This is a genomic window from Acinetobacter sp. YH12120 (assembly GCF_013418795.1).
In the GTDB taxonomy this organism is placed as follows: Bacteria; Pseudomonadota; Gammaproteobacteria; order Pseudomonadales; family Moraxellaceae; genus Acinetobacter; species Acinetobacter towneri.
Genome location: NZ_VPBI01000013.1, coordinates 1 through 14,203, shown reverse-complemented (window position 1 = coordinate 14,203; position 14,203 = coordinate 1). Strand labels below are relative to the sequence as shown.

The following is a 14,203-nucleotide window of genomic DNA, read 5'->3' as shown; positions in this document are numbered from 1 at the left end:
CATCTAACAGTTTAAAATAGGGGGTTATTGTAACAAACCCCTGCACATTTGCGCTGTAAAATCGGCAACAAATGTCAAAAATAGTTGAGTGAAGTCATGAGTCTGTATGCTACCCAAGATGAAAAGAAGCAAGCGGCTGCCAAAGCAGCATTAAAACATTTGCCTAAAGGCGGGATTTTGGGGGTAGGTACAGGCAGTACAGTGAATTTCCTGATTGATTTATTGCCTGAATTACAATTAGAAGCAGCTGTGGCAAGTTCTGAAGCGACTGCGGAGCGCTTAAAGAAACTTGGTATTGAAGTGGTCGATATGAACTCTGTGGGCAGTTTAGATGCTTATGTTGATGGTGCAGATGAAATTGACCGTCACATGCACATGATTAAAGGCGGCGGCGCAGCGTTGACCCGTGAAAAAATTGTGGCTTCTATTGCACGTAAGTTTATCTGTATTGTCGATGATTCAAAATGGGTAGAGCAGTTAGGACGTGAGTTTGCATTGCCAATCGAGGTCATTCCAATGGCTCGTTCTGCGGTAGCACGTAAAATTGTGGCTTTAGGTGGCGATCCTGCTTACCGTGAAGGTGTGGTAACTGATAACGGTAACGTGATTTTAGATATTTATAATTTAAATATTTTAAATGCGTTGGAATTAGAAAAAACCTTGAATGATATTCCGGGTGTTGTGACCAATGGTATTTTTGCCATCAATAAAGCAGATATTGCAATTGTAGCGACCAATAACGGCATTGAAGAACGTACTGCGGTTTAATTCGTCTCCCAAGTCCCTTGTTTTTAATGGGGGACTTTTCTTCCTCCTTTATTAAAGGAGGGGTCGGGGAGGATTTAATAAAAGAACAACAATGACATTATCCGACTTACCTGAAATTCAAATCACACCACATGCAAAAGCAACACGTTTACGTTTGCGTGTCGAGCCGCATCAAATTCGCTTAACTGTACCGAAATATTGTACTCAGCGACAAATTCAGGATTTTTTGCAGCAATCTGAACAGTGGATGATTGAAACTTGGCATAAACAGCAGGCGCAGCAAGGACTTGTTCGGCGTGAATTGCCAAATCAGTTATCACTTTTTAATTTGCCTGAGCCTTTAAATATTCATTATCAAACACAAAAACACAGTTTTATTTTAGATTTAAAACAGCATTGCCTATGGGTTAGTGACCGCCAACCTGCGGCATATTTAAAAGCCTTTGTTATTGCTTATGCCAAACAAATGTTGCCGATATATTTGCAAACAGTCAGTCATGAAATTGCTTTGCCATTTAAACAGTGCGCAATTCGTCAACCGAAAACCCGTTGGGGCAGTTGCAGTACGCAACAGCATATTATGCTCAATAGCGCCTTGGTGTTGTTTCCTGAACAAATTGTGCGATATGTTGCTGTGCATGAGTTGGCGCATACACGACATTTTGATCATAGTCCTGCATTTTGGGTTGAAGTACAACGGCATGATGCGCACTATTTGCAGCATCGCAAGCAGTTAAAAACAACGTCTTTGCCTTGGTGGTGGTATCAATAATAAAGCCAACACCCACATGATAAGACTACAATGCAAAGGTGTTGCACGTATTGACTACAATCCAAATCATCTTTTATAAAATCAACAGAATAAAGAAAAGCCCCAAAACCCTAGTAAAACAGTTCAGAAAACCAAAACTTCCTGTCATACTATAGCGTTAGCTTAAACATGCTTTTGAATTGAGGTAATGCACGTGATTTCAGTTGGTATTGTCGGTGGTACAGGTTATACAGGCGTTGAATTATTGCGTCTTTTGCTACGACACCCAAATGTGAAAGTAAATGTACTGACTTCACGTACAGAAGCGGGTCGCCGTGTAGATGATATGTTCCCAAGCCTGCGTGGACACACAGACCTGTGCTACTCCGATTTAAACATCGAAGAATTAAAACAGTGTGATGTGGTGTTCTTTGCTACACCGCACGGCGTTGCAATGCAACATGCTGCGGAGCTTGTTGCAGCCAACACCAAAGTGGTCGATTTAGCAGCAGACTTCCGTTTGCAAGATTTAGCACAGTTTGAAAAATGGTATGGCATGCAACATGCTTGCCCAGACATTTTAAAAGATTCAGTTTATGGCTTGTCTGAACTCAACCGTGAGCAAATTAAACACGCACAGGTGATTGGTAACCCAGGTTGTTATCCAACCACAGTGCAACTTGGTTTAGCACCATTATTTAAACAAGCTGAAGCTTTAGTGAAACCTGAAAGCATTATTATTGACGCAAAATCAGGTGTGTCTGGTGCAGGCCGTAAAGCCAGTTTGGGCATGATTTATTCTGAAAATGCAGACAACTTTAAGGCTTATGGCGTTGCGGGGCATCGTCATCATCCAGAAATTGTAGAAGCATTGGAAAATATTTCGGGTCAAAAAGATGTGTTTAATCACATTGTGTTTGTACCGCATTTAGTACCTATGATTCGCGGTATGCTCAGCACCATTTATGTAGATTTAACTGATGCAGGTGATGCAGCAGATTTACAAAGCCTGTATGAGCAGTTTTATGCCAATGAACAGTTTGTAGATGTCATGCCAGCCAACAGTTCACCAGAAACACGCTCAGTACGTGGCGCTAACCAGTTGCGTATCGCATTGTATAAGCCACAACCGAAAAAATTAGTACTTTTGGTGGCACAAGATAACTTGGTGAAAGGTGCAGCAGGGCAAGCAGTACAAAATATGAACCTCATGTTTGGTTTTGCAGAACATGCAGGACTTGAGGTGATTGGTTTATTACCATAAGAACACGTTTTTCAACTTCACACACATTTAGATTTCGATTTAAATGTGTGTTTTGAATGAATCAAAACAAGAGATGACGATGCATAACACCGATACAGAAACCACGTCACAGTCGAATTCAAGCATGACACCCTCATCTACACCGCCAGAAAAAAAGCCATTTCTTGAAAGCAATGCGCCTTTGGCAATTGGTGCTGCCATTTTAATTTTAGGTAGTGGCTTTTTGGGCTATTCAGTCGGGCATCGTCAGGGCTTAACTGTGGTTGGTTACGATGCCGATGCAGAACAACTGGTTGAAGTGGTGCAAGAACAAAAAACGCGTTTGGAAAGTCTGAATAAGAGCTTAAATGCTGCGGTTCAAGAACGCGATGTTGCGGTCAGTAACTCCAATGATTTGTATCAAGCTTTCACTCAAGCAACTGAAGATAAGCAACGTACTGAAGGCATGAGTGCGATTTATCGTGAAGTTTTGCGTCAACGTGGTGGTTTAAGCCTGACCGTGCAAAATCTTGGGGTGAAACCATTACCAGACAATGCTTATGAATATCAGGTCGATTTGGTACAAGTGAGTCCAAACAAGCGACGTGCAAGTGGTACGGTAGAACTGCGTTTAATTCAAGGCACAGAAGTGCTGGTTGTTCCGATGGAAGACAGCAATTTTAATTTTGATAATTATGAGCGTTTAACAGGGCGCTGGAGCATGCCTAAAGGCTTTAATCCAGACTTTATTGAAGTCCGTTTAAATGGCGCAACTCCTGTGATTAAACGCTTCAGTTGGAGCAAAGGCAAAGCCGTGGAGGCAGATTCTGCCTTTATTTCTGAAATTCCACAAGCAGAAGCTAGCGCTCAATAATGTGTGATATGTAAAACTTATGCGAACCCAAAAAAGATCCATCTGTTTAAATGAAATTAAAACCACTTTTCATCAATCTGGCTATGTCGATTGGCATTTAACCCCGCGTTTAAGTGTGGATGATGCAGGACATGAAGATGATGGTGATATTGCGGTACAAACTGCGCCGCCACAATTAAAACGCCCACCTTTATATGTTGTCGTTTTAATGAACGATGATTACACCCCAATGGACTTTGTAATTGAAATTTTACAACAATACTTTGCAATGAATCTTGACCAAGCGACTCAAGTAATGCTAACTGTACACTATGAAGGAAAAGGTGTCGCAGGGGTCTATCCGCGGGATATTGCGGAAACGAAAGCGAACCAAGTCAATAATTACGCTCGATCACAAGGTCATCCATTACTTTGTCAGATTGAGCCTAAAGATTAAGGGGGTTACATGCTCAGTCGTCAATTAGAAGTATCACTACGTTTGGCTGTTAGCATGGCTCGTCAAAAGAGACACGAGTTTCTAACGGTTGAACATTTATTATTGGCTTTATTAGACAATGATTCGGCAGTCAATGCACTCAAGGCGTGTGGTGCAGATGTTATTGTGCTGCGTAAAGAACTCGAAGAATATGTAGAACAACATACCCCTAAACTTGCTGAAAATAACGATCAGGCGCCGCACCCGACCGAAAGTTTTGACCGCATTTTGCAGCGTGGTATTTTCCATGTGCAATCTAGCGGTGGTGACCGTACGGTTGAAGGCGCAGATATTTTAGTGGCAATGTACTCTGAACGTGATTCATTTGCCGTGTATCTACTCAAGCGTCATCAAATTAACCGTTTGACCTTAACGCAATACTTATCGCACGGTACACGTAAAGACGAAACGCAAGCGGAAGAAGAGGTTGAAGAATTAGATAGCGAAAGTTCAAGCTCTGCCAATGCTGGCCCGTTAGAGCTTTACACGCTAAATTTGAATACTGAAGCGCAAAAGGGTAAAACCGATCCGTTAATTGGGCGTGAAAAAGAAATTGAGCGTGCTGCACAAATTCTATGCCGTCGTCGTAAGAACAACCCATTGTTGGTGGGTGATCCAGGCGTGGGTAAAACCTCTATTGCCGAAGGTCTGGCGTGGCTGATTGTGAATGGTAAAGCGCCAAAACCACTCGAAAATGCCGAAGTATATAGTTTGGATATCGGTGCGTTGGTAGCGGGTACAAAATACCGTGGTGACTTTGAAAAGCGTTTAAAACAACTGTTAAATGCCTTGAAAAAGAAACCTGATGCCATTTTATTTATTGACGAAATCCACATGATTATTGGTGCAGGCTCAAGCATGGGTAGCACGATGGATGCATCAAATTTAATTAAACCTGCGTTGGCAAATGGTACTTTGCGTTGCATTGGCTCGACGACATTCCAAGAATATCGTCAGGTATTTGAAAAAGACCATGCACTTTCACGCCGTTTCCAAAAAATTGATGTGAATGAGCCTTCAATTTCAGAAACGATTGATATTTTACGTGGTTTAAAATCGAAATTTGAAGAATTTCACCATGTTAAATATGATGATAAAGCATTGGTGTCTGCGGTAGAGTTATCGGCCAAATTTATCAATGACCGTTTCTTGCCAGACAAAGCCATTGATGTGATTGATGAAGCAGGTGCGCAGCGCCGTTTAAGAGCTGAGCAAGATGATACTTTAATCACAGTAGAAAACATTGAAGATATCGTCTCTAAAATTGCACGTATTCCACCTAAAACCGTATCGAAAGATGACAAGACTGTACTTGAACATCTTGAGCGTGATTTAAAACGTGTGGTCTTTGGTCAAGATGAAGCTATTGAAGCGTTAGCATCAGCAATTAAACTGTCACGTGCTGGTTTAAAAACACCAGACAAACCAGTGGGTAGTTTTGTATTTGCTGGCCCGACAGGCGTTGGTAAAACCGAAGTTACCAAGCAGTTGGCAAAACTGTTGGGTGTGGAATTGGTTCGCTTTGATATGTCTGAGTACATGGAGCGCCATGCCGTTTCACGTTTAATTGGTGCACCTCCAGGCTATGTCGGTTTTGATCAGGGTGGCTTACTCACCGATGCGATTCATAAAAATCCGCATTGTGTGTTGTTGTTGGATGAAATTGAAAAAGCGCATCCTGATGTATTTAACCTATTGCTGCAAATTATGGATCATGGTTCATTGACCGATAATAATGGTCGTAAATCAGACTTCCGTAATGTGATTTTGGTTCTGACCACTAATATTGGTGCGGAAAGTATTTCCCGCGTGAGCATTGGTTTCATGGATCAAGACAACAGTAATGACAACCAAGAAGCGATGAAAAAAGCCTTCTCACCTGAGTTCCGTAACCGTTTGGATGGGGTCATTCAATTTAAAGCTTTACCTACTACAGTAATTGAAAATGTAGTGGATAAATTCTTGACTGAATTACAAGCGCAGTTGGATGATAAAAAAGTCATTCTTGAGGTTGATCAAGATGCGCGTGAATGGATGGCTGAGCATGGATATGATCGCTTAATGGGCGCACGTCCAATGCAACGTCTGATTCAGGAACACTTGAAAAAGCCATTGGCAGAAATGATTCTGTTTGGTGAACTTGCAGAACAGGGCGGTAATGTGGCTGTTTCTGTGAAGAAAGAGAACGGTAAGGCAGTCGGTTTGAAACTTGAAGTCTTTGAAGATCAAACGGCTGAACCAGCCTAATCAATCCTTATTTGAATTTTGAAAATAACCCATGTTGAACATGGGTTATTTTTTATGAATTCGCAGATGCGTGAACTTGAATCGTTACTGCTAAAAGAGAGACCACACAGGATTTATGGATTTTCAGATCACTAAAATTGCCAGCACAACGTTCTTGTTTTTTGTTACGGCAGTTATGGAAATATTAGGCTGTTATTTTCCTTATTTGATTTTAAATCAGGGGAAATCACAGTGGTTATGGCTGCCAACAATTTTAGCCTTAGCGGCTTTTGTGTGGTTATTGACTCTACATCCTGCGGCATCGGGGCGAATTTATGCGGCTTATGGTGGTATTTATATTTGTACAGCCTTGATTTGGTTAAAGTATGTAGATCAAGTCAATTTAACACGTTGGGATATGTTCGGTGGAATGATAGTAGTTTTAGGCGCATTGATCATTATTTTACAACCGCAAGGTTTAATACGTTAGGTTATATTTGGGTTTACGCATTAAACCTTAGGCATTAAATCTTAAAGCTGAGGTTGTTTTAGTTTTAAATACAGTTCAGTCTGCTTTAAATTGGCACTCGCTATTTGCCAATTGCACATTAAACTGGGTTTTTTCTGCACTGAGTTTTAAGTTCAATACATAGGGATTTACCCGTTGGAACTGATGCTCAAAAATAGATTCACAATTATGAATTAAGTTTTGTTTAATCATATTTTTGACATTGTTATAACCCGTACTTTCTACAAACTGCCTGAAGTCAGGTGAAATAATCATGCCACGAATATTGATTTGTTTGTCTGTCGCCGTACTTTGTTCAATCACTGTATTTTGATCGACCTGATAAGGCATAGTACGAGAATCTTCATCACTAATGACATCTAAAATTTCATTTAATGCAGCAACATTTTGAATTTTATAATCTGCACTTAAAATCTTTTGTTGGACTAAATATTGATCTAATTCACTGGCTTTGGCATAGAGTGAAGCACTCGCGATCAGTGTAGTGGTGCACAGCGTAATTGTAGCAAGTGTTTTATAAATCATATTGTTCATCTAGGCTCTTTTAGAAATTTTAGAAAAATAGACCATAACTCAAGATTATAGCGAGCCAAATAAAAAAACAGCACCTTTTGGTGCTGTTTGTAACAAAACTCATCAAAGTTTTGCGAATATTTAAGACGGGTTTTAAAGCTTAGTCTTTTTTAAGATTTTCATTCAATAAAAACTCAACCAATGCTTTTTGAGCATGTAAGCGATTTTCTGCTTCATCCCACACTACAGCATTTTTGTGATCGAGCATATTTTCAGAAATTTCTTCACCACGGTGCGCAGGTAAGCAGTGCATAAATAAACAATCAGGATGTGCTAAATCCATCAAGCGTTCATTCACTTGATAGTCTGCAAACGCTTTTTCACGGATTTTTTGTTCTTCTTCCTGTCCCATGCTTGCCCATACATCGGTCACAATTAGGTCAGCATTCACTGCTGCATCTTCAGCAGAATCGACCAATTCTACGCAGTGTGCAAATTCAGACAGGAAACGCTGTTCTGGCTCATAACCTTTTGGTGTAGCAATTTTTAAATTAAAGCCCCACATGTGTGCTGCTTCAATATATGAGTTACACATATTGTTGCCATCACCAATCCACGCCACAGTTTTACCTTCAATTGAACCACGGTGTTCAACATAGGTTTGCATGTCTGCAAGGAGTTGGCATGGGTGATGATCGTCAGTTAAGGCATTGATCACAGGAACTTTAGAATAAGAAGCAAAGCGTTCTACAATGTCGTGACCAAAGGTACGAATCATCACAATATCAAGCATACTTGAAATGACGCGAGCAGAATCTTCAATTGGCTCACCGCGACCTAATTGCGTGTCACGTGATGATAAGAAGATTGCGCTACCACCAAACTGACTCATGCCAGCTTCAAACGATACACGGGTTCGGGTGCTGGATTTTTCAAAAATCATACCCATGACTTTGCCAGGAAAAGGCTGGAAAACTTCATTGTTATGCTGTTTACGCTTAAGCTCAATGGCGCGTTGCAAAATTTGATTCAGTTCTAAAGTCGATAAATCGCGTAATGTTAGAAAGTGACGTAGAGCCATTCGTTACTCCACAATAATTGCTGAATGAGAAAAAACAACAATTAGTTGTTGGTTGGTTAAGTGAAAAAGGGAATCGGCTAATATACTATAGGATGCAGAAATTGCAAAAAATCTAAGCTTTTTGATGTGCGTCTAGAAAGCGATCTACACAATAACTTACATAATTGGTTGTTTCTTGTTCTGTTTCTTGTTTTGGAATACCCATGATGATACGCCATTCAAAATTTCTTAAAATACCGAAATACAGTTGTGCAGAATAAATAGGCTGTTCACAGCAAATTAAACCTTGCTGACTGGCATGTTCCAATACTTTGGCAATACAAAGTTGCACATGCAAAGGGCCGCGCTCATGTATGTGTAAGGCAATATCAGGATTGCGCTGACTTTGCTCTAATACCAGACGCATAAAGGCTGCATTTTCTGGTTCCAAAATATGATGATAAAAATTCAATAAGGTTTGAATCAAATAACCACGTAAATTTGAATCAATTTGTTCAAAGGGAATGTGAATATCCTGAAAAAATTTATCACGGCGATAATCACAAATAGCTTTGAATAACCCTTCTTTATTGCCAAAGTATTTATAGATCGACGCTTTAGAACCGCCTGCGTGTTGCACAATATCATCTAAGGATACGGCATCGTAACCACGCTCTAAAAATAGCTCAGTTGCACTGACTAATAACGCTACACATCGCTCATGACCACGCTTGGTTGGTGGTATATCTTTACCTAAAGGAGCGAAATGGGCGAGTTCGTGCATATTGAGTAAAAAATCATCAATTAAATAGAAGGGAGATTGTCATTATAACAAATATATGTACAGCGTGCTGTGTCGAAGTGTACTTGCACATGGCATGATTTGAGCTGAAAAAGCCATATTTTTAGAAAATAGTTTAAATTTTGCTCATTTAGTGTACTAAAAAGCTGTGTTTATCAAAAATAAAGAATAACCAACATCACGAAAATTTATTGTGCAATAAATTTGAAAATTATTTGACTAAAGTTTTAGAGTATAGATTCTAAAAAGCCATGGCGTGATCTCACATTCTCGATATACTCGAATCTCGAAAAATATAGTAAGAAAAGCGGAAAGGAAGATGACAGAACAAACATCTGCGGGCTTAAGATTCAGACAAGCCTTGGAAGTCGAAAAGCCATTACAAATTATCGGCACGGTAAATGCTTATGCTGCCATGATGGCAAAACAAGTGGGCTATAAAGCCATTTATTTATCTGGTGCAGGTGTTGCCAACTATTCTTACGGTTTACCTGACTTGGGCATGACCAGTTTAGACAACGTCTTGGAAGATGTACGTCGTATTACTGAGCGTGTTGATACACCATTATTGGTGGATATTGACACAGGTTGGGGCGGTGCATTCAATATTGCCCGCAGTATTAAACAAATGATTGCTGCGGGTGCTGCTGCAGTTCATATTGAAGATCAGGTTGCACAAAAGCGTTGTGGACATCGTCCAAACAAAGAAATTGTAACCCAGCAAGAAATGGTTGATCGTATTAAAGCGGCTGTTGATGCGAAAACCGATTCAAACTTTGTAGTCATGGCACGTACTGATGCCTTGCAAAAAGAAGGTTTACAGGCGGTTATTGACCGTGCTTGCGCATGTGTGGAAGCGGGTGCAGATGCAATTTTTGCAGAAGCTATGACTGATATTACCATGTATAAAACTGTATGTGATGCCGTAGGTGTACCTGTATTGGCAAACATTACCGAGTTTGGTGATACCCCTTATTACACCACTGAAGAATTGGCTGAGCAGGGCATTCGCATGGTGTTGTATCCACTTTCACCAACTCGTGCTATGCAAAAAGCAGCACTTGAAGTGATGCAATCCATTCGTAAAGATGGCACGCAAGTGAATGTCTTAGACAAAATGCAACAACGTAAAGAATTATACGAATTCCTTGATTATCATACTTTTGAAAATACATTAGACAAGCTGTTCAAACAGGAGAATTAAAAAAATGGCTGAAGGAAAAGTACTCACAGGCGCAGGATTGCGTGGACAAGTGGCAGGTAAAACCTCACTCTCAACTGTTGGTAAAAGTGGCGCAGGCTTAACTTACCGTGGTTATGATGTGCAAGACTTGGCAGAAAACTGTCAGTTTGAAGAAGTTGCATACTTGATTTTCTTTGGTGAATTGCCGACTTCAGAGCAATTGGCTGCCTATAAAGCAAAATTGAAATCTTTACGTGCATTGCCTCAAGCACTCAAAGAAGTGCTTGAGCGTATTCCTGCAGATTCACACCCAATGGATGTGATGCGTACAGGTGTTTCAATGCTAGGTAACTTAGAAACCGAACAGTCATTTGAACAGCAACAAGATGTAGCAGACCGCATCTTGGCGACTTTGCCATCTATTATTTGCTACTGGTATCGTTATAGCCACGATGGCGTGCGTATTGAAGAAAATACGGATGATGATTCAATTGGCGCACAATTCCTGCATTTATTACGTGGTGAAAAACCAAATGAATTGCATGAACAAGTCATGAATGTGTCATTAATTTTGTATGCAGAGCATGAGTTCAACGCATCAACATTTACAGCACGTGTTTGCGCATCAACTTTGTCTGACATGCATTCATGTATTACAGGCGCGATTGGTTCATTACGTGGCCCATTACACGGTGGCGCGAATGAAGCAGCGATGGAAATGATTGAAAATTGGACATCGCCAGAAGAAGCTGAACGTGAAATGCTAGGCAAGTTGGAACGTAAAGAAAAGATCATGGGCTTTGGTCATGCGATTTATAAAGACAATGATCCACGTAACGGCATCATCAAAATCTGGTCTGAGCGTTTAGCGCAAGATGTAGGTGATACAGTACTTTATCCTGTATCGGTGCGTTGTGAAGAAGTGATGTGGCGTGAGAAGAAATTATTCTGTAATGCTGACTTCTTCCATGCGTCTGCGTATCACTTTATGGGTATTGCGACCAAACTATTTACACCAATCTTTGTGATGAGCCGTGTAACAGGTTGGGCAGCACACGTGATGGAACAGCGTGCAGATAACCGTATTATCCGCCCAAGTGCAGATTATACAGGCCCAGAATTGCGTAAAGTTGTACCAATTGCAGAGCGTTCGGCTGCTTAATTGGTTGTCTAAAAAGCTGTACCGTGCATGAACATCATGTGATGCAGCAGTTTAGGCTGAAGATAAGGTTTCATTGTTAAGCAATGGAACCTTATTTTTTTTGAGGTTTGGATGAGGGTAGTCAAAAATACAATGAGTAATTATTGAAGCGTTAGAGAATTAAAAAAGATCGGGCGTACGATAGCGCATTTTTAAATATTTGATCATAAAAGAAGGTTGTTGTATTTTGTTTCTTAAGGTTGTAAATGGTTGCATGATTGGCTAAAATTTATTCCATAATTAATATGAGGAAAAAGCAATGTCACATGTAGCAGTTAAAATCGACAGCGATATTGTTGAATCAGCAAAGATTTACGGGATGGCTGAAAGTAGAAGTGCAACTAAACAAATTGAGTACTGGGCTAAAATTGGAAAAATCGCACAAGACAATCCCGATTTAACTTTTCAAGATATAGCAGATTTGTTGCTTAGTATGGCGCATGTCAAAGCAGGGAATACAACACCATATAGCTTTGGTTGAGTTCAATGAATATACAACAAACTCCCTTATTTGAACGGACAGTGAAAAAACTAACCAAGCAGCAGAAAAAAGATGTTGATAATGCCGTAATAACCGTTTGGAATAATCCTGATATCGGAGAAGCTAAAGTGGGGGATTTAGCAGGAGTATTTGTTTATAAATTTAAAATGGACAAACAGCTTGTGCTACTGGCTTACTCTGTGAGTGATGACGAAATCATGACACTACTATCTTTTAAAATTGGGCAGTCATGAGAATTTTTATAGAGACTTAAAAAGATAGGTTTACTTCAGGGTGCAGTACAAATGTTTGTATCTTGCATTAGATCAATCAGGTCTTGAGCGACTAACAGAGTGAGCTGTTCTAGTCGTTGTAATGGATTGCCATCTAAAAAATATTTGTACTGAAAAGTTTGCTGCTGATAATGAATGGCGATAAAAAATGTCCCTACAGGTTTTTCTGGTGTGGCACTGCCGCCTGGTTTCAGTAACCCTGTGCATGCCACAATAAAATCTGCATGTTGAAATAGTTTTTTGCCTTGAACTGCCATGGCTTGTGTGACTTCTGCGGATTCAGCGGTATAGGTGGCAATTAAGTCACTATTCACATGCAAAATCTCACGTTTAATGCTTGGGTCGTAACTGACTAATCCACCAAGTAAAATATTGGCACCGCTATTTTTATAAATAGAAAACTGACTACATAAGTAACCTGAGCTGGCACTTTCAATAAAAGCCACAGTCTGTTGGCGTTGTTCAAGTATGGCACAGCATTGTTTGAGCATGATAAATCTGCAAGTGAATAGAATAAGTTGCTCAAGTGTACTGAATTTTGTCGACTTGTGCGAAAAAACATCAAAAAGTGAAATGCTAAAATAAGAATGTTCACGATTTAACTGCCTATAAATACAGCAAAATTTACAATTATAGGTTTAATCGTGGCATGAACGGTGATACAAATAAAAGTAAAGCAAAAAGTAATAAAAAGGATGCTGTGATGAAAACAACGGTGAAATATATCGTTTTAAAAAGTTTGGACTATCAACTTGGTACATCATTATTTGAGGATGAAATTGATGCTGATGCACAATATTTTGACCAAATTCCAAGCATTATTGAATATCAAAACTTGCGCTTTAAAGTGGTGAGTAAAGAACAAAAGCGTTTACAGTTGATTGAGGAAAATGAAGAACATCAAACCATCATTGTCAGAGTTTTGGTGATTTAAAGTCATTTCAATCTAGATTAGTCAGAGCTTCAATATAACAGCAGAATGATTGAGCATCAGTGGAGCGTATCGAAGTTGGTGTTTTTTTAGTCACTGGATGCAAAAAATTGTATTTCACATCACAAGAAAAAATTGAAGAATTGATTAAAAATGCTAACTACGTCACATATTTGTGTTGGTATTTTTGTAGATTAGCATTTTTCAAACGGGCTGTAATGGCTTAAATAAGCTTATGTTTTTTAGATCAATTTTTATTTTAACAGACTGATAATTGAGATAGAGAGAAAATTAATTAAAATATCTTAAAAATATAATCATGACAGATAGAACAAAATATAATTGAATTTTAACGTATTTTTTGAATGCGTGTTACATTTTGGTTTTTATTATATTGTTAAATAATAAAGTGTTTTTCTTAGATAAAATTAAAAAAAACAGTGTATTTTCTTTATTGCAATTGAGCATTTTTGTTATTGCTGTGTATAGTCCTTGCATCTCACAATAGTGAGGAAGTTTAAAGGGGCTAAATATAATGAATCATAATGCAATTATCATGATGACGCTGATCATTTTAGCTGTGGGATTTTCTCTAGGCATTTATGTGTATTTTGAACAAAAGAGAAAGCAAAATGAAGAAATTCAGCTGATCATTACAGAAGCAAGACAGGGTCTAGTAGAGTTAGATCGGAAATAATGATCTAGGTGTAAATCGTATACTTCGATGCGGATCCAATGGTAATCCCCCCTAAAAATAATTGAGTTTAAAAGTAGAAAATCGAATAACCTTGATTTAAGGAGATTTTCTATGAAAACATCTAAGTATTCAGACAGCTTGATCATGAGTATCTTGAAGCAAGCTGAAGCAGGAAC

The 14,203-nt window shown here is 39.3% G+C and carries 17 protein-coding genes; 13 read left to right on the top strand and 4 right to left on the bottom strand.

What is annotated here, in order from left to right; all coding sequences use genetic code 11:
* The first annotated feature begins 96 nt into the window (after positions 1–96).
* From rpiA to FTU58_RS09350, 7 genes are all read left to right on the top strand, one after another.
* Positions 97–768 (top strand): ribose-5-phosphate isomerase RpiA, encoded by a 672-nt coding sequence (gene rpiA / locus FTU58_RS09380; RefSeq protein ID WP_179995374.1) that lies wholly within the window; start codon positions 97–99, stop codon positions 766–768.
* 91 nt (positions 769–859) lie between these two features.
* Positions 860–1,540 carry a M48 family metallopeptidase gene (locus tag FTU58_RS09375; RefSeq protein ID WP_180062380.1) on the top strand — a complete coding sequence of 227 codons (681 nt, stop codon included), beginning with the start codon at positions 860–862 and terminating at the stop codon, positions 1,538–1,540.
* Positions 1,541–1,727: 187 nt separating this feature from the next.
* The gene (argC, locus tag FTU58_RS09370; protein ID WP_178867407.1) at positions 1,728–2,783 is read left to right on the top strand and encodes an N-acetyl-gamma-glutamyl-phosphate reductase; all 1,056 of its coding nucleotides are present in this window, start codon (positions 1,728–1,730) and stop codon (positions 2,781–2,783) included.
* A gap of 79 nt (positions 2,784–2,862) precedes the next feature.
* A complete protein-coding gene (locus FTU58_RS09365; RefSeq protein WP_096901621.1) occupies positions 2,863–3,636 on the top strand; it encodes a DUF6776 family protein in 774 nt (257 codons plus the stop codon).
* A gap of 19 nt (positions 3,637–3,655) precedes the next feature.
* Positions 3,656–4,072 (top strand): ATP-dependent Clp protease adapter ClpS, encoded by a 417-nt coding sequence (clpS, locus tag FTU58_RS09360; protein WP_004973438.1) that lies wholly within the window; start codon positions 3,656–3,658, stop codon positions 4,070–4,072.
* 9 nt (positions 4,073–4,081) lie between these two features.
* Positions 4,082–6,358 carry an ATP-dependent Clp protease ATP-binding subunit ClpA gene (gene clpA / locus FTU58_RS09355; protein ID WP_004973441.1) on the top strand — a complete coding sequence of 759 codons (2,277 nt, stop codon included), beginning with the start codon at positions 4,082–4,084 and terminating at the stop codon, positions 6,356–6,358.
* Positions 6,359–6,473: 115 nt separating this feature from the next.
* On the top strand, positions 6,474–6,827 hold the full coding sequence (locus FTU58_RS09350; RefSeq protein WP_004973443.1) for a YnfA family protein: 354 nt from the start codon (positions 6,474–6,476) through the stop codon (positions 6,825–6,827).
* Positions 6,828–6,902: 75 nt separating this feature from the next.
* Here the strand turns inward: FTU58_RS09350 and FTU58_RS09345 are convergent, their stop codons facing one another.
* From FTU58_RS09345 to FTU58_RS09335, 3 genes are all read right to left on the bottom strand, one after another.
* On the bottom strand, positions 6,903–7,400 hold the full coding sequence (locus FTU58_RS09345) for a hypothetical protein (protein ID WP_167846032.1): 498 nt from the start codon (positions 7,398–7,400) through the stop codon (positions 6,903–6,905).
* A 139-nt stretch (positions 7,401–7,539) separates the two neighbouring features.
* Positions 7,540–8,460, bottom strand: a complete 921-nt coding sequence (gene argF, locus FTU58_RS09340; RefSeq protein WP_004973455.1) for an ornithine carbamoyltransferase — start codon at positions 8,458–8,460, stop codon at positions 7,540–7,542.
* A gap of 112 nt (positions 8,461–8,572) precedes the next feature.
* Positions 8,573–9,223, bottom strand: coding sequence for a TetR/AcrR family transcriptional regulator (locus FTU58_RS09335; protein WP_096901590.1), 651 nt, complete (start codon positions 9,221–9,223; stop codon positions 8,573–8,575).
* A 337-nt stretch (positions 9,224–9,560) separates the two neighbouring features.
* Here FTU58_RS09335 and prpB point away from each other — a divergent pair, with 337 nt between their 5' ends.
* The 4 genes from prpB to FTU58_RS09315 all read left to right on the top strand — a co-directional run bounded on the left by prpB (position 9,561) and on the right by FTU58_RS09315 (position 12,360).
* Positions 9,561–10,445 (top strand): methylisocitrate lyase, encoded by an 885-nt coding sequence (gene prpB / locus FTU58_RS09330; protein ID WP_004973459.1) that lies wholly within the window; start codon positions 9,561–9,563, stop codon positions 10,443–10,445.
* Between the two features lie 4 nt (positions 10,446–10,449).
* Entirely contained in the window at positions 10,450–11,586 is a 1,137-nt protein-coding gene (gene prpC / locus FTU58_RS09325) for a 2-methylcitrate synthase (protein ID WP_167846031.1), read from the top strand.
* Between the two features lie 298 nt (positions 11,587–11,884).
* Positions 11,885–12,106, top strand: a complete 222-nt coding sequence (locus FTU58_RS09320; protein WP_004973462.1) for a hypothetical protein — start codon at positions 11,885–11,887, stop codon at positions 12,104–12,106.
* Between the two features lie 5 nt (positions 12,107–12,111).
* A complete protein-coding gene (locus FTU58_RS09315; protein WP_257222355.1) occupies positions 12,112–12,360 on the top strand; it encodes a type II toxin-antitoxin system RelE/ParE family toxin in 249 nt (82 codons plus the stop codon).
* Between the two features lie 35 nt (positions 12,361–12,395).
* Here FTU58_RS09315 and FTU58_RS09310 read toward each other — a convergent pair whose 3' ends face one another.
* The gene (locus tag FTU58_RS09310; protein ID WP_180062379.1) at positions 12,396–12,890 is read right to left on the bottom strand and encodes a CinA family protein; all 495 of its coding nucleotides are present in this window, start codon (positions 12,888–12,890) and stop codon (positions 12,396–12,398) included.
* Positions 12,891–13,102: 212 nt separating this feature from the next.
* On the opposite strand from FTU58_RS09310, the gene FTU58_RS09305 reads away from it, so the two are divergent.
* The gene (locus FTU58_RS09305) at positions 13,103–13,333 is read left to right on the top strand and encodes a hypothetical protein (protein WP_026438431.1); all 231 of its coding nucleotides are present in this window, start codon (positions 13,103–13,105) and stop codon (positions 13,331–13,333) included.
* Positions 13,334–13,865: 532 nt separating this feature from the next.
* Positions 13,866–14,027: a hypothetical protein gene (locus FTU58_RS09300; protein WP_004973471.1), complete on the top strand. Its 162-nt coding sequence runs from the start codon at positions 13,866–13,868 to the stop codon at positions 14,025–14,027.
* The last annotated feature ends 176 nt before the right edge of the window (positions 14,028–14,203 follow it).

Coding starts and splice junctions, on each gene's coding strand:
- rpiA (WP_179995374.1), top strand. CDS start 97: ATGAGTCTGTATGCTACCCAAGATGAAAAGAAGCAAGCGGCTGCCAAA.
- FTU58_RS09375 (WP_180062380.1), top strand. CDS start 860: ATGACATTATCCGACTTACCTGAAATTCAAATCACACCACATGCAAAA.
- argC (WP_178867407.1), top strand. CDS start 1,728: ATGCACGTGATTTCAGTTGGTATTGTCGGTGGTACAGGTTATACAGGC.
- FTU58_RS09365 (WP_096901621.1), top strand. CDS start 2,863: ATGCATAACACCGATACAGAAACCACGTCACAGTCGAATTCAAGCATG.
- clpS (WP_004973438.1), top strand. CDS start 3,656: ATGCGAACCCAAAAAAGATCCATCTGTTTAAATGAAATTAAAACCACT.
- clpA (WP_004973441.1), top strand. CDS start 4,082: ATGCTCAGTCGTCAATTAGAAGTATCACTACGTTTGGCTGTTAGCATG.
- FTU58_RS09350 (WP_004973443.1), top strand. CDS start 6,474: ATGGATTTTCAGATCACTAAAATTGCCAGCACAACGTTCTTGTTTTTT.
- FTU58_RS09345 (WP_167846032.1), bottom strand. CDS start 7,400: ATGAACAATATGATTTATAAAACACTTGCTACAATTACGCTGTGCACC.
- argF (WP_004973455.1), bottom strand. CDS start 8,460: ATGGCTCTACGTCACTTTCTAACATTACGCGATTTATCGACTTTAGAA.
- FTU58_RS09335 (WP_096901590.1), bottom strand. CDS start 9,223: ATGCACGAACTCGCCCATTTCGCTCCTTTAGGTAAAGATATACCACCA.
- prpB (WP_004973459.1), top strand. CDS start 9,561: ATGACAGAACAAACATCTGCGGGCTTAAGATTCAGACAAGCCTTGGAA.
- prpC (WP_167846031.1), top strand. CDS start 10,450: ATGGCTGAAGGAAAAGTACTCACAGGCGCAGGATTGCGTGGACAAGTG.
- FTU58_RS09320 (WP_004973462.1), top strand. CDS start 11,885: ATGTCACATGTAGCAGTTAAAATCGACAGCGATATTGTTGAATCAGCA.
- FTU58_RS09315 (WP_257222355.1), top strand. CDS start 12,112: ATGAATATACAACAAACTCCCTTATTTGAACGGACAGTGAAAAAACTA.
- FTU58_RS09310 (WP_180062379.1), bottom strand. CDS start 12,890: ATGCTCAAACAATGCTGTGCCATACTTGAACAACGCCAACAGACTGTG.
- FTU58_RS09305 (WP_026438431.1), top strand. CDS start 13,103: ATGAAAACAACGGTGAAATATATCGTTTTAAAAAGTTTGGACTATCAA.
- FTU58_RS09300 (WP_004973471.1), top strand. CDS start 13,866: ATGAATCATAATGCAATTATCATGATGACGCTGATCATTTTAGCTGTG.